Source organism: Phytopseudomonas seleniipraecipitans (genome assembly GCF_900102335.1).
Lineage (GTDB): Bacteria > Pseudomonadota > Gammaproteobacteria > Pseudomonadales > Pseudomonadaceae > Aquipseudomonas > Aquipseudomonas seleniipraecipitans.
Genome location: NZ_FNBM01000001.1, coordinates 999,052 through 1,021,635, shown reverse-complemented (window position 1 = coordinate 1,021,635; position 22,584 = coordinate 999,052). Strand labels below are relative to the sequence as shown.

At 62.0% G+C, this 22,584-nt stretch carries 26 protein-coding genes; 2 read left to right on the top strand and 24 right to left on the bottom strand.

Going from position 1 to position 22,584, the window contains the following annotated elements; all coding sequences use genetic code 11:
* Positions 1–120 precede the first annotated feature (120 nt).
* From BLS60_RS04750 to ccmA, 14 genes are all read right to left on the bottom strand, one after another.
* Entirely contained in the window at positions 121–453 is a 333-nt protein-coding gene (locus BLS60_RS04750) for a YnfA family protein (protein ID WP_092365197.1), read from the bottom strand.
* 43 nt (positions 454–496) lie between these two features.
* Positions 497–931, bottom strand: a complete 435-nt coding sequence (locus BLS60_RS04745) for a hypothetical protein (protein WP_092365194.1) — start codon at positions 929–931, stop codon at positions 497–499.
* A 119-nt stretch (positions 932–1,050) separates the two neighbouring features.
* Entirely contained in the window at positions 1,051–2,223 is a 1,173-nt protein-coding gene (locus BLS60_RS04740; protein WP_092365191.1) for an MFS transporter, read from the bottom strand.
* 425 nt (positions 2,224–2,648) lie between these two features.
* Positions 2,649–3,467: an SDR family oxidoreductase gene (locus BLS60_RS04735; RefSeq protein WP_092365188.1), complete on the bottom strand. Its 819-nt coding sequence runs from the start codon at positions 3,465–3,467 to the stop codon at positions 2,649–2,651.
* 612 nt (positions 3,468–4,079) lie between these two features.
* Positions 4,080–4,424, bottom strand: coding sequence for a hypothetical protein (locus BLS60_RS04730; protein ID WP_092365185.1), 345 nt, complete (start codon positions 4,422–4,424; stop codon positions 4,080–4,082).
* On the bottom strand, positions 4,421–5,632 hold the full coding sequence (gene ccmI, locus BLS60_RS04725; RefSeq protein ID WP_092365182.1) for a c-type cytochrome biogenesis protein CcmI: 1,212 nt from the start codon (positions 5,630–5,632) through the stop codon (positions 4,421–4,423). The genes BLS60_RS04730 and ccmI overlap by 4 nt, the downstream gene beginning before the upstream one ends.
* Entirely contained in the window at positions 5,629–6,114 is a 486-nt protein-coding gene (locus BLS60_RS04720) for a cytochrome c-type biogenesis protein (RefSeq protein WP_092365179.1), read from the bottom strand. The genes ccmI and BLS60_RS04720 overlap by 4 nt, the downstream gene beginning before the upstream one ends.
* Positions 6,111–6,647: a DsbE family thiol:disulfide interchange protein gene (locus BLS60_RS04715; protein ID WP_092365176.1), complete on the bottom strand. Its 537-nt coding sequence runs from the start codon at positions 6,645–6,647 to the stop codon at positions 6,111–6,113. Before BLS60_RS04715 ends, BLS60_RS04720 begins: the two co-directional genes overlap by 4 nt.
* Entirely contained in the window at positions 6,644–8,614 is a 1,971-nt protein-coding gene (locus BLS60_RS04710; protein ID WP_092365173.1) for a heme lyase CcmF/NrfE family subunit, read from the bottom strand. The genes BLS60_RS04715 and BLS60_RS04710 overlap by 4 nt, the downstream gene beginning before the upstream one ends.
* Complete coding sequence (gene ccmE / locus BLS60_RS04705) at positions 8,611–9,075, bottom strand: cytochrome c maturation protein CcmE (RefSeq protein ID WP_070882947.1); 465 nt, start codon at positions 9,073–9,075, stop codon at positions 8,611–8,613. Before ccmE ends, BLS60_RS04710 begins: the two co-directional genes overlap by 4 nt.
* A complete protein-coding gene (ccmD, locus tag BLS60_RS04700) occupies positions 9,072–9,248 on the bottom strand; it encodes a heme exporter protein CcmD (protein WP_092365170.1) in 177 nt (58 codons plus the stop codon). The genes ccmE and ccmD overlap by 4 nt, the downstream gene beginning before the upstream one ends.
* The gene (locus tag BLS60_RS04695; protein ID WP_167357645.1) at positions 9,245–10,003 is read right to left on the bottom strand and encodes a heme ABC transporter permease; all 759 of its coding nucleotides are present in this window, start codon (positions 10,001–10,003) and stop codon (positions 9,245–9,247) included. Before BLS60_RS04695 ends, ccmD begins: the two co-directional genes overlap by 4 nt.
* Positions 10,004–10,072: 69 nt before the next feature.
* Complete coding sequence (gene ccmB, locus BLS60_RS04690) at positions 10,073–10,744, bottom strand: heme exporter protein CcmB (RefSeq protein ID WP_070882944.1); 672 nt, start codon at positions 10,742–10,744, stop codon at positions 10,073–10,075.
* Complete coding sequence (gene ccmA, locus BLS60_RS04685; protein ID WP_092365164.1) at positions 10,741–11,376, bottom strand: cytochrome c biogenesis heme-transporting ATPase CcmA; 636 nt, start codon at positions 11,374–11,376, stop codon at positions 10,741–10,743. The genes ccmB and ccmA overlap by 4 nt, the downstream gene beginning before the upstream one ends.
* A gap of 129 nt (positions 11,377–11,505) precedes the next feature.
* Here ccmA and fliK point away from each other — a divergent pair, with 129 nt between their 5' ends.
* Both fliK and BLS60_RS04675 read left to right on the top strand, forming a co-directional pair.
* The gene (gene fliK, locus BLS60_RS04680; RefSeq protein ID WP_092365161.1) at positions 11,506–13,041 is read left to right on the top strand and encodes a flagellar hook-length control protein FliK; all 1,536 of its coding nucleotides are present in this window, start codon (positions 11,506–11,508) and stop codon (positions 13,039–13,041) included.
* Positions 13,038–13,379, top strand: a complete 342-nt coding sequence (locus tag BLS60_RS04675; protein ID WP_092365158.1) for an EscU/YscU/HrcU family type III secretion system export apparatus switch protein — start codon at positions 13,038–13,040, stop codon at positions 13,377–13,379. The genes fliK and BLS60_RS04675 overlap by 4 nt, the downstream gene beginning before the upstream one ends.
* A gap of 278 nt (positions 13,380–13,657) precedes the next feature.
* Here BLS60_RS04675 and BLS60_RS04670 read toward each other — a convergent pair whose 3' ends face one another.
* From BLS60_RS04670 to BLS60_RS04625, 10 genes are all read right to left on the bottom strand, one after another.
* Entirely contained in the window at positions 13,658–14,056 is a 399-nt protein-coding gene (locus BLS60_RS04670; RefSeq protein WP_070882940.1) for a DUF2802 domain-containing protein, read from the bottom strand.
* A gap of 1 nt (position 14,057) precedes the next feature.
* Positions 14,058–14,537: a chemotaxis protein CheW gene (locus BLS60_RS04665; protein ID WP_070882939.1), complete on the bottom strand. Its 480-nt coding sequence runs from the start codon at positions 14,535–14,537 to the stop codon at positions 14,058–14,060.
* A gap of 87 nt (positions 14,538–14,624) precedes the next feature.
* Positions 14,625–15,452 (bottom strand): CheW domain-containing protein, encoded by an 828-nt coding sequence (locus BLS60_RS04660; RefSeq protein WP_092365155.1) that lies wholly within the window; start codon positions 15,450–15,452, stop codon positions 14,625–14,627.
* Between the two features lie 92 nt (positions 15,453–15,544).
* Complete coding sequence (locus BLS60_RS04655) at positions 15,545–16,333, bottom strand: ParA family protein (RefSeq protein ID WP_070882937.1); 789 nt, start codon at positions 16,331–16,333, stop codon at positions 15,545–15,547.
* Positions 16,334–16,385: 52 nt separating this feature from the next.
* A complete protein-coding gene (motD, locus tag BLS60_RS04650) occupies positions 16,386–17,258 on the bottom strand; it encodes a flagellar motor protein MotD (RefSeq protein WP_092365152.1) in 873 nt (290 codons plus the stop codon).
* A gap of 2 nt (positions 17,259–17,260) precedes the next feature.
* A complete protein-coding gene (locus BLS60_RS04645) occupies positions 17,261–18,001 on the bottom strand; it encodes a flagellar motor protein (RefSeq protein WP_070882935.1) in 741 nt (246 codons plus the stop codon).
* Complete coding sequence (locus BLS60_RS04640) at positions 18,001–19,128, bottom strand: protein-glutamate methylesterase/protein-glutamine glutaminase (RefSeq protein ID WP_070882934.1); 1,128 nt, start codon at positions 19,126–19,128, stop codon at positions 18,001–18,003. Before BLS60_RS04640 ends, BLS60_RS04645 begins: the two co-directional genes overlap by 1 nt.
* Positions 19,129–19,170: 42 nt before the next feature.
* Positions 19,171–21,363 (bottom strand): chemotaxis protein CheA, encoded by a 2,193-nt coding sequence (locus tag BLS60_RS04635; protein WP_092365148.1) that lies wholly within the window; start codon positions 21,361–21,363, stop codon positions 19,171–19,173.
* Between the two features lie 11 nt (positions 21,364–21,374).
* On the bottom strand, positions 21,375–22,163 hold the full coding sequence (locus BLS60_RS04630; protein ID WP_092365145.1) for a protein phosphatase CheZ: 789 nt from the start codon (positions 22,161–22,163) through the stop codon (positions 21,375–21,377).
* Positions 22,164–22,182: 19 nt separating this feature from the next.
* Positions 22,183–22,557 (bottom strand): chemotaxis response regulator CheY, encoded by a 375-nt coding sequence (locus BLS60_RS04625; RefSeq protein WP_172139682.1) that lies wholly within the window; start codon positions 22,555–22,557, stop codon positions 22,183–22,185.
* Positions 22,558–22,584 lie beyond the last annotated feature (27 nt).

Genomic DNA, 22,584 nt, shown 5'->3' with positions numbered 1-22,584 from the left:
GCCCGTAAACTGGCGCGCATCGCCTTTGCACTCATGCAGAAACAAGTCGATTACAACCCCAGGCAAGGAGGGTCGTTGACATAGAATCTCCTACAAGGCGATATCCCCAACGAGGGCGCCTTACGGCTGCGAGAAGCGTGGGCCGAGCAGGATGATCGAGGCGCCTATCACGCAGAGCGCTGCGCCAAGCCAGTCGCTGCTGAGGGGGCGTGCTTTTTCGATGACGCCAAGCCATAACAGCGACGTAACGATGTAGATGCCGCCGTATGCCGCATAGGCACGGCCCGCATAAGCGGCTTCGACGCGGGTCAGTAGCAGCGCAAATAGCAGCAGGCTGAAAAGGCCAGGCACCACCCACCATGCACTCTTGCCCATCCGCAGCCACACCCAGAAGGCGTAGCAGCCGGCAATTTCGAATACCGCCGCGAGAAAGAACCAGAAGTAATTGAGCATTTTCGTCCTGCCAGATAGATCAAGGATTGCACCCGGCGCACGGCTAACCGCGCAAGCCACCTTCTCGCTCCCAAGCACAGCGCACGCGCAAGGCGCCGTCTTGTGGGCTGTGCAGGCCGCTCTCGGATTCCGACTCCCAACGAAAGGTGTGGGTGCCGTTCAGTTCGGTTTCGAGGTGCACCACGGCACTCGCCCAGTAAAGCCGCTTGAGCAGCGCCTCGAATTCGGCGACCCACAACTTCCATTCGTATTCGACGGTCTGGTAGCTCGCGCCGAAATGGATGACCTGGGTCTGATACAAGCCACTACCCGGTTGCTCGCAGCAGGAAAACATCTCACGCCCCAGGAAGGGCCAGGCATCGCCTGCTGGCAGCGCTTCGAGCACCTGCCGATTGAGCAGGCGACGCAGACGGCTTTCGGCGAGGCTGTCCGATGGCCAGTCACGAATGCAGCCATAGACGATGGATTCCGACTCCACGGGGTTACTCCGTAAAAAACTGGCTGCCTTCTATCACACCGGGCGGCTCAGGGAAACTCACCGCCTCTCATTGCGCGCATAGATGGGTTTCGTTGCTGCGCTCCGGCCTACCCTACGGTTTAGGCATTGCGGCGGGATGGGCCTTTGCGCATTAGCCAGGCCAGTAGCACCATGACGACAGCCATGCACGTCAGCACCATGAACGGCACCTGATAGGTGCCAGCCATGTCCCGAGCCAGGCCAGCAAGCACCGGCGTCAAACACGCTACGCTGTAACCCAGGCCGAGCATCATCGCCGTCCAACGGCTCACGGCCATCGGCGAACCCGCTTCGTAGATCGGCAGCAGGAGCGACAGAGCAAATGAGCCACTCATGCCGAAGCCCAGGGTGAGTGCCCATAACTCCGGCACGAAGGTCGGTACGAAGGTGATCATACTCAGGCTGACCAGCGTCATGGAGCCGCAAGCGACCATGAGCAGATAGTGATTGGCGACGCGCTGTACCAGCCACGGCAGCAGAAAGGAGCTCGGCAGGCCCATCAGCATGGCGAGACTGAACAGCGTGTTGCTGTGCATCGCCGACAGCCCGGCTTCCTGATAACGCGCCACCGTCCAGGTGGCGATCGCATAGAACAGCCCAGCCTGCAGCGAAAAATAACCGGCGATCAACCAGGCACGCGGCTCGCGCCAGGGCAGACCGGCAGATGCGTCTTCGCTGCTCAGCGGCTCGGCGTGCTGCTTCGGCAGACCGATCCAGATGGCTAGGGCCAATGCTGCAGGCAGCGCCCAGATGGCCAGGCCAACGCTCCAGTCGTCGGCGAACAGATGAGTGACCGGCATGGTGAATACCACGCCAACCGCCCCGCCGATGGCCATGCTCAGCGAATACCAGGCGAGCACCTGGCCCATGCGTCCGAAGAAATGGCGCTTGATGAACCCTGACAGCAGCGGCCCGGCAATCGCAATGGCGGCGCCGAGCAGCACTGCGCTGCCGATCAGCATCACGCTGGAGTGGCCAATCAGACGCAGCGCCAAGGCCAAGGCGATGGTGCCGAGGCATAGCGTAATGGTGCGCTCCAACCCGAACCTGATAGCCAGGCGCGGTGCCAACGGCGCCAGCAGCCCCATGCACAGTACCGGCAATGCGGTGGTAAGACTGATAAAGCCACGACTCAGGGACAGTTCCTGAGCGATACGCTCGATAAGGGGCGCCAGCGACGTAATGCCGGGGCGCAAGTTCACCGCTGCAGCCACCAGGGCCAACAGCAACAACGCGCGGGAGACGGGTTTCACACAAGATCCTGATCAGGTGGCCAGGTTAGCCGAGGCGGCAACCCTACCGGCAGACCCGGCGCAGGGCAAGCGTGGGGGCTGTGCTTCATGTAGAGGAATCATTCAGGAGCGTCCCGTACGGCAAATCGCATGACTACGCTGACATCGCGGTATGGCCGCTACCATTCGCGCCGGGGGCGACGCTCCCACGGGGTGAGCGCTGGTTCCATGTAGGAACCGCGCCCCCGCGGCGAATGCTGGATACGCCGCCGATCTTGTGGCGTGGATGCCATCGCTTTCGCGCCGGAGGTGACGCTCCTGCAGGGTGGACGCTGATTCCGTGTAGGAGCCGCGCCCCCGCGGCGAATGCTGGATACGCCGCCGATCTTTTGGTGTGGCTGTCATCGCCTTCGCGCCGGGGCGACGCTCGTTCGGGAAGTGGCGGGTCAGACTTCGCGGTGCCCTGCGGCCTTGGCGCGCATCTTTTCGCACATCAGGGTCATTTCGTCATACAGCAGCTGCGGGTTCTTCTGCTTCAGCGCCCAGGCCTGGCGGCCTTGTTCGTGGGGCAGAATCATGAACTGGCCTTCGCCTACTGCCCTGAATATGTAGTCGGCAATGAACTCGGCATTGATCGGCGAGCTCTCCAGCAGCTTGCCGACCTGGGCTTTCATGGCTGGCGTGGGGCCGCGGAAAGAGTCGAGCAGGTTGGTCTGAAAGAACGAGGGGCACACCACGTGTACGCCGATGTTCTGCGGTTTGAGTTCGACCAGCAGGCTTTCCGACAATGCCACCACACCGGCCTTGGCGACGTTGTAGTTGCTCATCCCAGGCCCCTGCATCAACGCAGCCATCGACGCAATGTTGACGATGCGGCCCTGGCTGCGTTCGAGCATCGGCAGAAACGCCTTGCAGCCTTTGACCACGCCCATGAGGTTGATCGCCAGCTGCCAATCCCAGTCCTCGAGCGACAGCTCGGCGAAGAAGCCGCCCGAGGCGACGCCGGCGTTATTGACGATGATGTCGATGCCGTCCAGCTTCTCTTCACAGGCCTGGGCGAATGCCGTCAGCTGGCTGTAGTCGCGCACATCACAGCGCATGGTGAAGCCGTCGCCGCCAACTTCGCGGACCAGGCGCAGGGTTTCGGCCAGACCAGCATCGTTGACGTCGGACAACGCCAGACGCCAACCCTCGCGAGCCCAACGCAGCGCGATTTCACGCCCCAAGCCGGATCCGGCACCTGTGATCATCATGCGATTGTGCATACGCAACCTGCCCTGCTGGCCAATGAAAGTCAGCCCGAGTGTAGCGAAGGCGCAGGCGATGCCTATCCATCATCAGCGCGTTGAATGGGCAGACCGCGAGGTGGGTATGACTGGGACAGAGGCGGCGGTTTCCTGGGTATCGCTTCGCTCAACCCAGGCTACGAAAGTCTTTAACGGACGCGCCTTGCAACGGATGGTCGGCGTCGAACAGATACCGTTGCGCAGCCGCAATCGATTTCGCGCCGGGGGCGACGCGCCTACGGATGGAGGCAGCTCACCTGTAGGAGCCGCGACCTCGCGGCGAATTGTGGATACGACGCTGATCTTGCGACACGACCGCAATAGCGTCGCGCCGGGGCGACGCGCCTACGGATGGACGCAGCTCACTTGTAGGAGCCGCGACCTCGCGGCGAATGGTGAATACGCCGCCGATCTTGCGACACGACCGCAATACCGTTTGCGCCCGGGCGACGCGCCTACGGATGGACGCAGCTCTCTTGTAGGAGCCGCGACCTCGCGGCGAATTGTGGATACGACGCTGATCTTGCGACACGACCGCAATACCGTTTGCGCCGGGGCGACGCTCTTACAGGTTGCCGGGGTTGACCGACGCTACTGTGCGTGGCGGCGATACAGCGCCGGCGGTACGCCGCTGCTGTCGACGGGCTCCCAGGGACCTTGCAGGGTACCAGCCCAGTTCCAACCATCATTCCAGCGATAGAAGGTGCGTTCGCGGTAGTAGGTGTCACGCTCGGAGTCGACGACGTACACCCCAAGCCCGCCATCCCAATGGCTGGAAACGCCAGGCGGCGGCGCGAAACGCGGGTGGGATTTGCTGGCAGGCGGCGAGCCGGCCGGTGCCCCAGGGCCATCGGTGCTTGGTGCCGGGCTGTGCAAGGTACAGCCGGCGAGGCTCAACAGGGTGGCCGCCAGGGCAGCCGACATCAGTTTCTTCATGGTTGTTTGCCGTCAGCGCTATCGATGATCAGGCGTTGCACAGCTTGGGTGGTGTTCGCCAAGGGTTCACCCTGGCCGATCCACTCGCCGCTTTTCGCATCGCCGGCGCGCGAAATGCGCGCCACCAGTTGAACCTGGTCGAATGCGGAAAGTTTCAGTTCCGGCATCATCGCATCGCTGTCCGAGAGGCTGACCTGCGTAGGCAGATCGGCAACCGTAAGGCGCTTGACCGCCAGCGGCATCGGCGGCCCCGACGCGGCCCGGGCAAAGACGAACACCGTGTCGCCCGGCTGCACCTTGTCACGCAGCGAGTCGGCCAGCTCAACACGTACCTGCAGGCTGCCGATCTCAGGCGTTTGCGCAGCAGCTGCGCCGCCAGCCTGCGGGTCGATTTCCTGGCGGGCCCGAGCGATACCGCCAGCAATCGCCTGGCGGGACGGATCGCCCTCTGGCAGCACGGCGACGAGACGCTCCCAATAACCGATGGCGTCCTGGAAACGCTGCTCCTCGTAGGCGGCGATACCGAGCAGCCCGAGACTGGTGACCTCCTCCGGGTCGGCCTGCAGCGCTTCGCCGGTCAGCGCGTCCAGCTGCTCTGTCCATTGTTTGCCGCCAGCAAAATACAGCGCCTGGGCCCACTGCCCGAGCAACTCGGGTTCACGCCCCGCCACCTCCACCGCCTGCTCGAACGCGCGCGCCGCCTCGACCGGGCGCTCTTGCGCCATGTAGCTACGGCCCAGGAAGTACCAACCCTCCGGAGACTCCGGATTGCTTTGCACTGCCTGCTCGAGGCGCGCGGTCATTTCCTCGATGCTGCGCGGCTCGCCCACGAAAGTACGGGCACGCTGCACCTCGTCGATCGCGCCAAACTGCGTATAAAGCAAAATGCCCAGCAGCGGAATCGACAACACCATGACCATCGGCACCTTACGGCCCAGCCGCCCGGCAGGCTTTGCCTCGCCGCTGCCCTCGGTATCGGCGAGCAGCTCGCGTGCGGCTTCGTCACGCGCTGTCTGCAACCTCGCGTCATCCAGAGTGCCTGCCTGGTGCTGTAAATCGAGCTCGCGCAGGCGTTCCTGGTAAAGAGTGACGTTCAGGGCGGTGCGATCTTCCTCTGCCTGAAGCTTGCGCCCGCGCAACAGCGGGATCAGCAGAAAACCTACGGCGACCAGACACAGCAGGCCGGCGGACAACCAGAATTCGATCATGGGTCTTTTTTATCCAGAGACGCCTGCTCAAGCAGTTGCGCCAGACGTTGCTGTTCATCGTTCGACAGGCCGGTGGAGACCTCGACGCCAGCCTTGCGACGGCGTAGAACAATCACCCCAACCAGCATGAAACCACCGGCCAGAAGCGCTGCCGGGCCATACCAGAGCAACAGAGTGCGGCGGGTAACAGGCGGTTTGTAGAGCACGAAATCGCCATAACGGGCGACCAGGTAATCGATGATCTGCGCGTTGCTGTCACCCGCCTCGAGCTTGCGGTAGATCTCGGCGCGCAGGTCCATGGCAATCGGCGCATCAGAGTCGGCGATGTTCTGGTTCTGGCATTTCGGGCAGCGCAGTTCCTCTATGAGCTGCCGGTAGCGAGCGCGCTCGGCCTCGCTGGCGAATTCATAGGTATCGATGGCTGCATGGGCCACGCCGACCAGCGCCAACAGCAGGCTCAGCCCAATCAACAGACGCTTCATTGCCCCGCCTCGTCGACCATTTGCTGATAAAGCGGCGCAAGCTTCTCCCGCCAGATGGCCTCGTCGATCACGCCGACGAACTTGTGGCGGATGATGCCCTTGGCATCGACGAAGAAGGTCTCGGGTGCGCCGTACACGCCCAGATCAAGGCCCAGCGTGCCCTTGGGGTCGCTGATGTTGAGCTGATAAGGGTCGTGAAAATCGCTCAGCCATTTCTGCGCGGCAGCGTTGTCGTCCTTGTAGTTGACGCCGTGAATGTTCACGCCCACCGCCGCCAGCTTATTGAGCACCGGATGTTCCACCTTGCAGGCCACGCACCAGGTGGCCCAGACGTTGACCAGCGAGGGTTTGCCGAGCAGATCTTCCTGGGTGATCAGTTGATCGCCCTCCACTGCTGGCAACGAAAATGCCGGGAAGGGTTTATCGATCAGCGCAGAAGGCAGTTCGGCGGGGTCGAGAAACAGACCGCGGTACAGGAACACCGCGACACCTAGAAAGATCACCAGGGGCAGCAATAGAATCAGCCGTCTCATGTGCGCGCCTCCTTGCCCAGTGCGTCACGCACGCGGGTCTTGACCTTCATTCGGTAGCGTTTATCGGCGGCCGCGAGAAAACCGCCAAAGCCCATCATCAGCGCACCCAGCCAGATCCAGCGCACGAACGGCTTGATATGCACACGCACGGCCCAGGCGCCCTGCTCCAACGGCTCGCCAAGGGCAACGAACAGGTCGCGGGTCAGGCCGGCGTCGATACCCGCTTCGGTCATCACCGATTGCTGCACGGTATACAAGCGCTTTTCCGGGTGCAGCACGGCAATCTGCTGCTCGCCTTCGAACACGCGTACGGTGCCGCGATCAGAAATGAAGTTCGGCCCTTCATGGTGCGCTGCGCCTTCGAACACGAACCGATAGCCGCCCAGCTCCACCGCATCACCCGGCGCCATGCGCATATCGCGCTCGAAGCTGCCCAGGCTGGTGAGGATCACCCCCAATGCACAGACTGCCAGGCCCAGGTGCGCCAGTTGCATCCCCCAGTAGCTGCGGCCAAGGCTGGCCATGCCCTTGAGCAGGCCTTTGTGACGGGTCTTGTCCTGGAGGTCGCGCAGCCCGGCGAGAACCACCCAAGCGGCCAGCAGGCAGACGCCAAGCACCGCCCAATGAAAATCGCCCCACGCCCAGCTGGCCAGCAACGCCAGCACCATGCTGGCGACCAGCACCGGTGCGAGCATGCCGAGCAGCCAGCGCAGCGGTGTATCTTTCCAGCGCACCAGCACGCCGACCGCGAGCACCGCCATCAGCAAGCCCATCAGCGGGACGAACAACGCATTGAAATATGGCGGGCCGACCGACAGCTTGGCGCCACTCAGGGCATCCAGCACCAGCGGATAAAGGGTGCCGAGCAGGATCATCGAGGCGGCCACCACCAGAATCAGGTTGTTGGTCAGCAGCAGGGTTTCCCGCGACCAGAGGCTGAAGCCCACCTGGCTGCGCACCACGGGCGCGCGCAGGGCGAACAGGGTCAGCGAGCCGCCAACCACCAGCAGCAGAAACGCAAGAATGAACACGCCTCGCTCGGGGTCACTGGCGAACGCGTGCACCGAGGTCAGCACACCGGAACGAACCAGGAAGGTGCCCAGCAAGCTCAGCGAAAACGCAGCGATGGCGAGCAGCACCGTCCAGCTCTTGAACACACCGCGTTTTTCGGTCACAGCCAGCGAGTGGATCAGCGCAGTGCCCACCAGCCAGGGCATAAACGAGGCGTTCTCGACCGGGTCCCAGAACCACCAGCCGCCCCAGCCCAGCTCGTAGTAAGCCCACCAGGAGCCCAGGGCGATGCCGATGCCGAGAAAGGCCCAGGCGACGATCGTCCAGGGCCGCGACCAGCGCGCCCAGGCAGCGTCCAGCTTGCCGCCGAGCAACGCGGCGATGGCGAAGGCGAAGGCCACCGAGAAGCCCACGTAGCCCATGTACAGCATCGGCGGGTGGATGATCAGGCCGAAATCCTGCAACAGCGGGTTGAGGTCGCGGCCGTCGGCCGGCACGTTCGGCAACAGGCGGGTAAACGGGTTCGAGGTGACGATCAGAAACAGCAGGAAGCCGACGCTGATGAAGCCCATGACGCCCAAAACACGTGCAAGCATCTCTTCGGGCAACTGCCGGGAAAAGATCGCCACGGCGAAGGTCCAACCGCCAAGAATCAGCGCCCAGAGCAGCAGCGAACCCTCATGGGCGCCCCACACGGCGCTGAATTTGTAGTACCAGGGCAGCGCGCTGTTGGAGTTCTGCGCCACGTAGGCCACAGAAAAATCATCGGCCATAAAGGAATAAGTAAGGCAGGCGAAAGACAACGTCAGGAAGGCGAACTGCCCCCAGGCGGCCGGCTGCGCCAGGCTCATCCATTGCCGGTCGCCACGCCATGCGCCGACCATCGGCAGCGAGGACTGCACCAGGGCCAGGCACAGCGCCAGAATCATCGCCAGATGGCCGAGTTCGGGAATCATCGCGCGGCCTCCCCGGCTTTCTCGTATTGCTTGCTCATGCCACTCTGCTCCAAAGCCTGCTTGACCTCGGGCGGCATGTAGTTCTCATCGTGTTTGGCCAGCACTTCGTCGGCAAGCAAAATGCCGCTGTCGTCGATCTTGCCCATGGCAACAATGCCCTGACCTTCGCGGAACAGATCCGGCAGGATGCCGTGGAAACGAATGGTCACCCGCGCTACGTAGTCGGTGACTACAAAGTCGGTCTGCAGCGAATCACTGGAGCGTTTCACCGAACCTTTTTCCACCATACCGCCGGCGCGAATGCGGGTATCCAGCGGTGCTTCACCGTTGGCGATCTGGGTGGGCGTGTAGAACAGGTTGATGTTCTGCTGGAGCGCGCTCAGGGCCAACGCCACGGCGATACCGACACCAGCGACGATCGCCAGGACGATAAACAGGCGCTTCTTGCGAACAGCGTTCAACGTGACTCCTCCCGGCGCAGACGACGCGCCTCATCCTGCAGATAGCGGCGCCGCGCGTGCAGCGGCAACATCACGTTGAGCACCAGTATGACCAGGCAGATGCCGTAGGCCGACCAGACATAAGCCCCATGACTGCCCATGGCGAGAAAGTCGCCGAATGACGCGAAGCTCATGGCCTACCCTCCAGCTGCGCACGGATCTCGGCCTTCACCCAACTGCTGCGCGCTTCACGGCGCAACACTTCGAGGCGCATGCGCATCAACAGCACGGCGGCGAAGAAGCAGTAGAAGCCCAGCACCATGATCAGCAGCGGCAACCACATCTGCATGGGCATCGTCGGTTTTTCGATGACGCTGAAGGTGGCCGGCTGATGCAAGGTGTTCCACCACTCCACCGAGTACTTGATGATCGGGATATTGATCACCCCAACCACGGCCAGCACCGCGCAGGCCTTGGCAGCACTGTCGCGATTGCTGATTGCCTGGCCGAGGGCGATGATGCCGAAATACAGGAACAGCAGGATCAGCATCGAGGTCAGCCGCGCATCCCAGATCCAGTAGGTACCCCAGGTCGGTTTGCCCCAGATCGCTCCGGTGATTAGCGCGATGGCAGTCATCCAGGCGCCGACGGGCGCTGCTTGTTGCAGGGCGACATCAGCGAGTTTCATCTTCCACACCAGGCCGACCACCCCCGCCACGGCGAGCATCACGTACACCGACTGCGCCAGGAAAGCCGCCGGCACGTGGATGTAGATGATCCGGAAACTGTTGCCTTGCTGGTAGTCAGGCGGCGCGAACGCCAACCCCCACACCATCCCTACGAGCAGCAGCAGCGCAGCGGCGATTGCCAACCCGGGCAGCCAGCGGCCACTGATTTCGTAGAACCATTTGGGCGAGCCCAGCTTGTGAAACCACATCCAATTCATCAGGTCACTCATCATTCTCCGAGGTAGGGGCCAGCGCCAAAGCACGCGGCCATCCTCGGTAGCACGGTTGGATCATTCGCCGACACTGATGGTCAGGCCGGCGGCAATGGCGAATGGCGTCAGGGTCACGGCCAGTGCGGCAAGGCTGGCCAGCCACAACAAATGGCCAGCCACTGGCAGCCCCTGCAGACTCGCCTGCAAGGCCCCGCTGCCGAGAATCAGCACTGGGATGTACAACGGCAATATAAGTAACGCCAGCAGCAGCCCGCCACGCTTGAGCCCCACGGTAAGGGCGGCACCAATAGCACCAAGCAGGCTGAGAACGGGCGTGCCGAGCAGCAAGGACGCGAGCAGCACGGGCAGGCAGCGGCCCGGCAAGCCGAGCATCAACGCCAGCAAGGGCGACAGCAGCACCAGAGCCAGCCCGGAGAACAGCCAGTGCGCGCTGACTTTGGCCAGCACCAGCAGCGGCAAAGGGTGCGACGACAACACCCATTGTTCTAGAGAGCCGTCTTCGAAATCGCTGCGAAACAGGCCATCGAGCGATAGCAACACCGCCAGCAAGGCCGCCACCCACACTAGGCCGGGCGAGAGGCTTTGCAGCAGCTGCGTTTGTGGCCCGACGGCCAGCGGAAACAGAGCGATGACGATAGCGAAAAACACCAATGGGTTGGCCAGTTCTGCAGGGCGCCGACACAGCAGACGCGCCTCGCGCACGGCCAGCAGCATAAACACGCGACTCATGCGGCATGCTGTCCCAGATCAAGATCACGGTACGCAGCCGGCAGACTGCTCAGTGTGTGGTGGGTGGTCAAAACCACCAGGCCGCCCTGCTGACAATGCCCAGCGAGATGCGCTTCCAGCTGGCTCACGGCCTGTTTGTCGAGGGCGGTAAAGGGCTCATCGAGAATCCACAGCGGCGGGCTGTCCAGGTACAGCCGAGCCAGCGCTACGCGGCGCTGTTGGCCGGCCGACAAGGTGTGGCAAGGTACGTCTTCGAAACCGCGTAAGCCGACTGCCTCCAGGGCTTTCCAGATCTGCGCCCGGCTTGCTGGCTGATGCAAGGCACACAGCCAGGCTAGGTTTTCTTCGGCGCTCAATAGCCCTTTGATGCCGGCGGCATGGCCGATCCACAGCAGATGACTGGCCAGATCGCCATTGCGACCGCTGAGCGGCTGGCCCTTGAGGCGAATTTGCCCGGAGGTGGGCTGTCTCAATCCGGCGAGAACGCGTAGCAGGCTGGTCTTGCCGCTGCCATTGGGGCCGGAGACTTGAAGCATTTGCCCGGTATCCACGCGGATATCAAGATTCTCGAACAGCAGGCGCCAATCCCGTTCGCAGGAAAGTGCCGTGGCTTCGAGAAAGGGACTGCTCACAACGCGGGCACCTGGTTCAAGTCGAGACGATTACGGCCGCTATAATGGGCGGACGTAAGAAGTGGCCGGAATTATACATGCCCAACCCGTTCACTCGCAGTGAGCTTTGGCTAGAGAGTATGAGAGTTAATGACCGAGATCAGTGGTTCGCGCCCTATCGCACCGCCACCGCCGGCCAGCAGGCCGCTGGCTAACGCCGCTGACCTGGCGGTGAAGCTGCTGCAACCTCTTGATGGCCTGATGGCCAGCGGTGAAACAGCCAAGGCAGAAGTGGTTGGCCTCAAGGAAGGCGCGCAGGCTTTTCAGCTGATGTTGCGGGTGACACTGGATAATGGCCGCCAGGCGACGTTGCAGGCGAGCAGCCCGCAACCTGTCGCGCAGGGCACCGCGCTGGCAGTCACGGCGCTTTCCGACACACGCCTGGCTCTGGCAGTGCTGGCCGGCGGCAAACCACTGACCAGCATCGACCTCGAGCAGTTACCCGTCGGCACGCTGCTGCAGGGCAAGGTCGTCTCCCGCGAAGCCCTGCCCACTCAAGCCGGGCAAACCGTCTACAAGGTAGTGGTGAACCTGCTCAACACCGCGCTGGCGGGCAGCAAGCTAAGCCTTGAAACGCCTATCGACCTGCCGCTGGGCAGTCTGCTCAGCGCTCGCGTACAAGGTGATCAGTCGCTGGCTTTTCTGCCCCTCAGCGGGCGACTCGACCAACTGGCGTTGCTTCAACAACTGGGTAATCAGCAAAGCCGCCAGGGCTCACTGGAAGGTTTGCTGTCCGCGTTGAAGGGCCTGGGCAATCAGGCGGCTATGCCGGATGGGCTGCGTGGCAGCATCGACAAGTTGCTGGGCGCCTTGCCGAGTGGTGAGCAGATGAGCAGCGGCAAGGGCCTGATGCAGGCACTGGAAAATAGCGGTCTGTTTCTGGAAAGCAAACTGCTGGCAGGCCAACCCGGCGCCTTGAGCACCGACATGAAAGCCAACCTGCTGCGCCTGGTCAGCCAGCTGCTGCCATTGCTGCCCGGCTCCGCACCGCTAGCGGCGGCAAGTGCCAACGCGATGACCCAGGCGCTGCCGGCCTTCGCCCGCAACATTCTCGGCAATATCGGCCAGAGCAGCGGTCGCCAGCAGGCGATGGGCTTTCCGCTGCCCAGCCGCATGCTGCAAGCCATGGACGGGGAAGATGATCTGGAAGCGCTGCTCAAGCTGGCCGCTGCCGCGATCTCGCGCCTGCAAACCCACCAGCTATCCAGCCTGGCGCAAAGCCAGACCGGGCCGGACGGCGCACTGGTCACCACGTGGCAGATCGAAGTGCCGATGCGCAATCAGCATGAGCTGGTGCCCCTGCAGGTGAAGATTCAGCACGAAGAGCCGGCGCCATCCGGCAAACAGGATCCCAAGGAAACGCTCTGGCGTATCGACCTGGCATTCGATCTCGATCCCCTCGGGCCGCTGCAGGTGCAAGCGCAGCTGGCCCACGGCAGCCTGTCCAGCCAGCTATGGGCGGAACGTGCCAGCACTGCCGGGATGATCGACCGCGAACTGGGCAACTTGCGTGAACGCCTGGTGGCGGCGGGCCTTACTGTCGGCGACCTGGCCTGCAGCCAGGGGACGCCGCCGCAAGGCCCGAAAACTTCATTGGAACAGCGCTGGGTCGACGAAACCGCATGAGCAGAAAAGGCCCACGCCAGGCTATCGCCCTCACCTACGATGGCCAGAACGCCCCCAACCTCAGCGCCAAAGGCGACGACGAACTGGCTGAAGCGATACTGGCCATCGCGCGTGCGCATGATGTACCGATCTACGAGAATGCCGAGCTGGTGCGTTTGCTCGCGCGCCTGGAATTGGGCGAAGCGATCCCCGAGCAGCTGTACCGCTGCATCGCGGAAATCATTGCGTTTGCCTGGTACCTCAAGGGCAAATACCCGCCGGGATTCGATCCACGCGGCAAGCCAAAGGATGGTCCGCTGTTGCTCGATGGGCCGGATCGCTCGGGTAGTGGCCGGTAGCCTCTTGGGACCGCATCGAACCGGGGTATCGCTTCGCTCAACCCAGGCTACCAGGCTCGACGCTGGGTTACGCCAGTGTCCGTTGAGTAAACCCTGTAGGAGCCGCGCCCCCGCGGCGAATCGTCTGGCCGACGAAAAATTGCGGTACAGCCACAATCGTTCGCGCCAAGGGCGACGCTTTACACGTGAAGGCGTTACTCCTACGTCAGCAAACACCTATCCGGCGTAGCCTGGGTTGAGCGCAGCGATACCCGGGATTGAGATCAGGGACGTATTGCCTAGGACCTGCGGGACTGGTGCAGCTTGGCGACCAGCTCAGCTTCGGCCTTGCTGAGACCACAGGAATGGGTCAGATCATCAGCGCTCGCGCCCATGCCGACCAAACGAGCAGCCTGGGTAAACGACAGGCTGGTGGGATCGCGCTGTTCGATCTGGGTAAGCTTGTCCGGCAGTGGTGCAACGGTGCGACGAAGCTCGTGGAGCTCTTCACCCATGCGTATGCTGCCGGTCAGGTAGGTGTCCAGGCGTTTGCCGAGCTCACGGATGCGTAGGTCACGCTGAGCATCACGCTCAGCCTGCAACTGGCTGGCCAGGCGCAGGCGCCCTGCAAGCCAGACGCAGGTACCCACCAGCCCGGCACAGACCAGAGCAAGAACGATCAGTACGGCTTCGAGCACCTCAGATGCTCTCCAGCTCCGACCACTCCTCCTCGGTCATCATCTTGTCCAGCTCGACCAGAATCAGCAGCTCGCCGTTCTTGTTGCAGACGCCTTGAATGAACTTGGCAGACTCGTCGTTACCGACGTTCGGCGCGGTCTCTACTTCGGACTGACGCAGGTAAACCACCTCGGCGACGCTGTCGACCATGATGCCGACTACTTGCTTGTCTGCCTCGATGATGACGATACGCGTGTTATCGGTCACTTCGGCAGAGTCCAGGCCAAAGCGCTGGCGCGTGTCGATTACGGTGACCACGTTGCCGCGCAGGTTGATGATACCCAGCACGTAGCTCGGCGCGCCCGGCACCGGGGCAATTTCCGTGTAGCGCAATACTTCCTGAACCTGCATCACGTTGATGCCGTAGGACTCGTTGTCCAGACGGAACGTGACCCATTGCAGGATCGGATCTTCAGCGCCTTGTGCAGAGCTTTTCTTCATGGCCTAGCCTCGTCATTGACCGCATAGCGGTGTGCGGGAGTCCCGCTATTCATCGGCTGCACGTGCCGCTGCACGCGCGTCCAGTAATTAGTGTATCTGCCCGTTATGCATCCGCTTGGTCGCGCCGCTGGCGATCAACTCAGCCAGTGCGGCGACATCCAGCAATGCACACATATGTTCGATCACGGTACCCGCCAGCCAAGGCCGTTGGGCACGCTGGCTGCGCCACTTGATTTCGTCGGGGTTGAGCCGGATCGAACGGCTGACCTGATGAACCGCCAGCCCCCACTCGTAACCCTGGACGGAAATCACGTACTGCAGCCCCTGGCGGAAATCGTCCCGGTAGCGATCCGGCATGACCCAGCGCGCCGTGTCGAGCACCTTAAGGTTGCCCGACTGCGACGGCAGTATGCCGAGAAACCAGTCTGGCTGGCCAAACAAAGGTGTCAGGTCCTGCCCGGCCAGCGGATAGATCGAGCCCAGACATACCAGCGGCACGGCAAGCGTCAGCCCGGCGACATCGAACAGCAGGCATTCGAAAGGCTCTTCTGCCCAGTCAGGGCGACCGTCCGCCAGCACGGCAGCGAGTTGTGGTGTCGGGCGATGCACGTCGGCAAGCGGCTCGACCAATGGCGGCATGGCTATAGGCGCGACGACAACGGCAGGCGGTGCCTCAGCAACCGGCGCGACAATGACCTCTTCAACAGGCTGAACCAAAGCCAGCGGCGGGGCCTCGGCGCGCGGCGCTACCTGTGCATCACGGATCTGCTCCTCGAGCACGGCCGCCTCGAAGTCGTCGAGACCGCTGTCGGCCAACTCTTGCTCGAGCTCGACCGCAGCATCCTGCAGCAACCCATCAAGATAGGACTGCAGTGCCAGTTGGGGCCGCGTGGCGGTGGCAGTGGAACGACTCATGGATACAACCCGCAATGGAAACCTGTATGAGCTATCGGCCGCAGGGGCGGCAGACTTGAGCCAGTTTGCGAAGAATAAGCGGCATTCATCGATCAGGCCACTTGCGATGCAGGCTGCTGCGCCAGTAAATGTTTGAGCAGCGCGCGATAGGCGATGGTGCCGCGGCTGTTGCCATCGAACTGCGAAGGCGTCAGCCCTGCCCGACTGGCGTCACGCAGGCGGGTGTCGACCGGAATGTAGGCCTGCCACAGGTGCTCCGGGAAGCTGTTCTTGAGCAAACGCAACGTGGACATCGAGGCCTGGGTACGGCGATCGAACAAGGTCGGCACGATGGTGTAAGGCAAGGCCTGCTTGCGCGAACGATTGATCATTGCCAACGTGCTGACCATACGCTCCAGGCCCTTAACGGCAAGAAACTCGGTCTGCACCGGGATCACCAATTGTTGACTGGCCGCCAGCGCATTCACCATCAGTACGCCGAGCAGTGGCGGACTGTCGATCACCGCATGGTCGAAATCCTGCCATAACTGCGCGAGACTTTTGGCAACTACCAGCCCCAGGCCGCTCTGCCCGGGTGATTGCCGCTCAAGCGTGGCCAACGCAGTGCTCGACGGCAGCAAGGAAATTCGCTCATGGCTGGTCGGCAACAGTAATTGCGCGGGCAAGCCCTGGGGCACGCTGCCCTGATGTTGAAACAGATCAAAGATGCTGTTTTCGAGGGTATCGGGATCATGACCGAAATAGCTGGTCATCGAGCCATGCGGATCAAGATCGACCACCACCACCCGTTTACCGGCATCGGCCAGCAGACCGGCGAGCGCGATGGTTGAAGTGGTTTTACCCACGCCGCCTTTCTGGTTGGATACAGCCCAAACTCTCATACTCTTCATCCTCTCGGAGCGGGCTGAGCCCGACCGAGACTGAGCGCCCGCTTCATTGGGCAGGCGACGGGGAATTGACGGCGCCAGTAGCTGGAGCCTGCACTACAGGCGGTGTAGCAGGTTGCGTGCCAGCGCGTAGCAGAGCCGCATCGGGTTGAGCGTTGGCGCTGCCCGTTCCGCTGACACTGCGCCGCACATCGAGATTACGCGAAACCACCAGTACCACTCGACGGTTACGCGCCCTGCCTTCGGCAGTCGCATTATCGGCCACTGGCTGAAACTCACCGTAACCCACGGCAGCCATCCGCGACGGATCGACACCATCCATGGCCAGCATGCGCACGATGCTCGCGGCACGCGCTGCCGACAATTCCCAGTTGGTGGGGAACTGTGCGGTTCTGATCGGCTGGTTATCAGTGAAGCCCTCTACGTGAACAGGATTCCCGTAAGGCGCCAGAATCTTGGCAATCTTCTCGATGATTTCAAACGCCATGTCGTTGGGCAGTGCATCACCACTGGGGAACAGCAGACCGGAACTCAACTCGATCTCGATCCACAGCTCGTTGCCACGCACCTTCAGCTGATCGCTTTGCAACAAACCACCAAAGGCGTCACGAATGCTATTGGCGATGTTCTGCAGGGTCGAGGCAGCAATCTGCTCCGTCGACGCCTCATCGACCATGGAGTTATCCGGCTCGGTGGTGCGCGGCCGTTCGTCACCCACCGGAATGGGTTTGATGGAACGCTCTGGCTGACTGAATACGCCGGTCAGCGTTTCCGACAATATCTTGTACTTGCCTTCGTTGATCGAGGAAATCGAGTACATGACCACAAAAAACGCGAACAGCAGCGTGATGAAGTCCGCGTAGGACACCAGCCAACGTTCGTGGTTTTCGTGCTCTTCGTGGCGGCGTCGACGAGCCATGGTCAGTTCATGAAGCCTTGCAGCTTCAACTCGATGGAACGCGGGTTTTCACCCTCGCCGATGGACAGAATCCCCTCCAGGAGCATCTCGCGATAAGCCGACTGACGCAGGGCCACCGACTTGAGCTTGGCGCCTACGGGCAATAGCATCAGGTTGGCGAACGCCACACCGTAAATGGTGGCGACGAACGCGACGGCGATGCCGCCACCGAGCAGGCTCGGGTCGGCCAGATTACCCATCACATGGATCAGCCCCATTACCGCGCCGATGATGCCGATGGTGGGTGCGTAGCCGCCCATGCACTCGAAGAACTTGGCAGCCTGGATGTCGCGGCTTTCCTGGGTATAGAGGTCCACCTCGAGAATGCTGCGAATGGCTTCCGGCTCGGCGCCATCTACTAGCAACTGCAGGCCTTTGCGCGCATAAGGATCGGCTTCGCCGTCAGCCACAGCCTCGAGCCCCAGCAGCCCCTCCTTGCGCGCGGTCATGCTCCAACTCACCACGCGGTCGATGCCGCCGGGCAGGTCGATCTGCGGGGGAAAGAAAATCCACCGCAGGATATTCATGGCACGCTTGAACACCGCGACAGGCGTCTGCAAAAACGCCGCGCCCAGCGTGCCACCGATCACGATCAGCGCCGCCGGGCCGTTGAGCAGGGCCGAAACATGACCGCCTTCCAGGTAATTGCCGCCGAGAATGGCGACGAATGCCAGGATGACACCGATCAGGCTCAGCACATCCATCAGATACAGGCCTCGACCAGATGCCGGCCGATATCATCCAGCGGGTAGATCGCATCGGCGAGGTTGGCTTTGACGATCGCCATGGGCATGCCATAAATCACGCAGCTAGCTTCGTCCTGCGCCCACACCTGGCTGCCACCCTGCTTGAGCAGACGCGCGCCTTCACGGCCATCGGCGCCCATGCCGGTAAGCACCACAGCCAGCACCTTGTCGTTGTAAGACTTGGATGCAGAACCGAAGGTGATATCCACGCAAGGCTTGTAGTTCAGGCGCTCATCACCGGGCAGGATGCGGATGGTACCGCGCCCGTCGATCATCATCTGCTTGCCACCCGGAGCGAGAATGGCCAGGCCGGGGCGCAGGATATCGCCGTCTTCCGCTTCCTTGACGTTGATCTTGCAAAGCTTGTCGAGCCGCTCGGCGAAGGCCTTGGTGAAGGCCGCAGGCATGTGCTGAATCAACACGATCGGGGTCGGGAAGTTCGCTGGCAGCTGGGTGAGCACCCGCTGCAGGGCAACCGGGCCGCCAGTCGATGTGCCGATCGCGACCAACTTATAGGCCTTGCGCTTGGGCGCAGCGCTGCTGGCAGACGAGTGACGCTCGACCGGCGGCGGGCTTACGCTTGGCTGCGGTCGGGTAGCTGGCGCTGGCGTAGTCGGCACTCTCGCAGGTCGGCTCAGGCTACCGCCGGCAGGCGGCGTCAGGGACGCCGCGCCGATCCCCCGGCGGTTACTGCGCGAAATGCTGTGCACCTTCTCGCACAACAGCTGTTTGACCTTCTCAGGGTTGCGCGAGATGTCCTCGAAATTCTTCGGCAGGAAATCCACCGCACCGGCGTCCAGCGCATCGAGGGTCACTCGGGCGCCTTCGTGGGTCAGCGAAGAGAACATCAGTACCGGCGTCGGGCAGCGCTGCATGATGCTGCGCACTGCGGTGATGCCGTCCATCAACGGCATTTCGTAGTCCATGGTGATCACGTCCGGCTTGAGCGCCAGCGCCTGATCGATGGCTTCGCGGCCGTTGGTAGCCGTACCGACCACGGTGATGTTGGGGTCGGACGAGAGGATCTCCGAAACCCGGCGACGGAAGAAGCCGGAGTCGTCGACCACCAGTACCTTGACAACCATAAACACTCCTAAGCGGCGCGACAGAGGCCGCGCCGCGGACGATCAGATACGCCGTGCGTAGCGCTTGAGCATGCTCGGCACGTCGAGAATCAGCGCGATGCGGCCGTCGCCGGTGATGGTCGCACCGGACATACCGGGCGTGCCTTGCAGCATCTTGCCCAGCGGCTTGATGACCACCTCTTCCTGGCCAACCAATTGATCGACGACAAAACCGATACGCTGGTTGCCGACGGTGAGGATCACCACGTGGCCCTCGCCCTGCTCTTCGTGGGCAGCGCTGCGCACCAGCCAGCGTTTGAGATAGAACAGCGGCAGCGCTTTGTCTCGGACGATCACCACTTCCTGGCCGTCGACCACGTTGGTACGCGACAGGTCGAGGTGGAAGATCTCGTTGACGTTGACCAGCGGGAAGGCGAATGCCTGGTTGCCGAGCATCACCATCAGCGTCGGCATGATCGCCAGCGTCAGCGGTACCTTGATGACGATCTTCGAGCCTTGGCCCTTCTGCGAGAACACGTTGACCGTGCCGTTGAGCTGGGAAATCTTGGTCTTCACCACGTCCATGCCGACGCCACGGCCGGACACGTCGGAAATCTCGGTTTTGGTCGAGAAACCCGGTGCGAAGATCAGGTTGTAGCACTCCAGATCAGTCAGGCGGTCGGCTGCGTCCTTGTCCAGCAAGCCTTTTTCCACGGCTTTGCTACGCAGGACCTCAGCGTCCATGCCTTTGCCGTCATCGGTAATCATCAGCAGGATGTGATCGCCCTCCTGCTCGGCCGACAGCACGACTCGGCCGGTGCGTGACTTGCCGGCAGCTTCGCGCTCGTCAGGACCTTCTACGCCGTGATCGACGGCGTTGCGCACCAAGTGAACCAGCGGGTCGGCCAGTGCCTCGACAAGGTTCTTGTCGAGGTCGGTTTCTTCGCCGACCAGCTCCAGATTGATTTCTTTCTTCAGCTGACGGGCCAGGTCACGTACCAGACGCGGGAAGCGCCCGAAGACCTTTTTGATCGGCTGCATACGGGTCTTCATGACCGATGTCTGCAGATCGGCGGTAACCACGTCGAGGTTGGACACGGCCTTGGCCATGGCCTCGTCTTCGCTATTGAGCCCCAGGCGCACCAGACGGTTACGCACCAACACCAGCTCGCCAACCATGTTCATGATTTCGTCGAGGCGTGCAGTGTCGACCCGTACGGTAGTTTCCGCCTCGTTGGCGGGCGCCGCAGCCGCGGCGGGCTTGGCTGGTTCAGCTTTGACGGCAGCAGCGGGAGCAGTCCGGGCCGCCGCTGGAGCGGGTGCCGCAGGTTTGGCGACCGGGGCAGCGGCGGCCGGAGCTACTGCCAAAGGCGCGATGGCCTCAGGCTCGACAAACTTGCCTTTGCCGTGCAGTTGGTCCAGCAGCGCTTCGAACTCATCATCGCTGATGTCGTCGCCTTGCGCAGCAGAGCTGGCGGGCACAACAGGCGTTGCCGCTGCAGGTGCTTCCACGGCGGGAGCAACGAACTGCCCCTTGCCATGCAACTGGTCGAGCAGTGCCTCGAATTCGTCGTCGGTGATTTCATCGCCGTTGGCGCCAGGCGCGACAGCGGCAGCTAAAGGCGCCTCGGCGGCGGCAACTGCCGGTGCCGCGAACTGGCCTTTGCCATGCAGCTGATCAAGCAGTGACTCGAATTCGTCGTCGCTGATTTCATCATCCGAGGTACTTGCCTGCGGTTGCGGTTTATCGCCCAGCGCGTCAAGCAACTGCTCGAATTCGCTGTCTGTGATGTGCGCGGAAGTGTCGGCCGCGACCGGTGCTGCCGCGGCAGCAGCAGGCTGCACGGCGGTAACCGGCTGGGCGCCGGCAGGCTCTGCAAGGCGTGCCAGTGCGGCCAGCAGTTGCGGAGAAGCAGGCGTCGGCGTGGTGCGCTCGCGCACTTCGGTAAACATGCCGTTGACCGCATCCAGCGCTTCGAGCACCACATCCATCAATTCAGAGTCGACGCGACGCTCACCCTTGCGCAGGATGTCGAACACGTTCTCGGCAATGTGGCAGCACTCCACCAGCTCGTTGAGCTGCAGAAAACCGGCCCCGCCTTTTACCGTGTGAAATCCCCGAAAAATTGCATTGAGCAGGTTCATGTCGTCAGGGCGGCTTTCCAGCTCCACCAACTGCTCAGACAACTGCTCAAGAATCTCGCCGGCCTCTACCAGGAAATCCTGGAGGATTTCTTCATCGGCGCCGAAGCTCATATGACGTGCTCCTAAAATCCCAGACTGGACAGCAAATCGTCGACGTCGTCCTGGTTCGATGCGACATCATCACGCTTATCGGCATGAATCTGCGGACCTTCACCATGCGACGCAGGTTTTTGTTTGTTTTGCTCGGCGCGCAGCTCGGTATGGTCGTGGTCGATACCGGCGAAGCGATCGACCTGACTGGCCATCAGCATCAGTTTCAGCAAATTGCTCTCGACCTCGGTAACCAGCTGCGTCACCCGCTTGATCACTTGTCCGGTGAGGTCCTGGTAATCCTGCGCGAGCATGATGTCGTTGAGGTGCCCGGACAATTTGCTGCTGTCGCGCTGGCTACGCGCCAGAAACAACTCGATGCGTTTGGCCAACTCGCGGAATGCTTCAGCGCCCATTTCTCGGCGCATGAACTTGCCCCAATCCTCGCTCAGGGCATCGGCTTCGCTGCTCAGATCATTGACCAGTGGCGCACTCTGCTCGACCAGATCCATGGTGCGATTGGCCGCACGCTCGGTCATGGTCACGACGTAGTTGAGGCGTTCGGTGGCATCGGAAATCTGTGAGACTTCCTTGGCATGAGGTACTCGCGGATCCAGCTGAAAATTGACGATGGCGTTGTGCAGCTCACGTGTGAGCTTGCCGACTTCGTGGTAAAGACCCCGGTCGCGTGCCTTGTTCAGTTCATTGATCAGCTGTACCGCTTCGCCAAAGTTGCCTTGTTCAAGGCTGCTTACCAGTTGACGGGCATTGCTTTTCAGAGTCGACTCGAGGTCGGCCTCTTGAGAATCATCGTGTTCCATAACAACCTCGCGGCAGACATCAGCCGTTGACCCGCTCGAAGATTTTTTCGATCTTTTCCTTGAGCACCTGAGCGGTGAAAGGCTTGACCACATAGCCATTTACACCGGCCTGGGCGGCCTCGATGATCTGATCTCGCTTGGCTTCCGCCGTTACCATCAATACCGGCATTTGCTTCAAACGCTCGTCCGCACGCACTGCGCGCAGCAGATCGATGCCGCTCATGCCGGGCATGTTCCAGTCAGTGACGAGAAAGTCGAAGCTACCGCTTTGCAGCATCGGCAACGCCGTCACGCCATCGTCGGCTTCTGAGGTGTTGGTGAACCCCAGATCCCGCAAGAGGTTCTTGATGATTCGTCGCATCGTCGAAAAATCATCGACGATAAGGATTTTCATGTTCTTGTCCAAGTCGACCTCCGTACA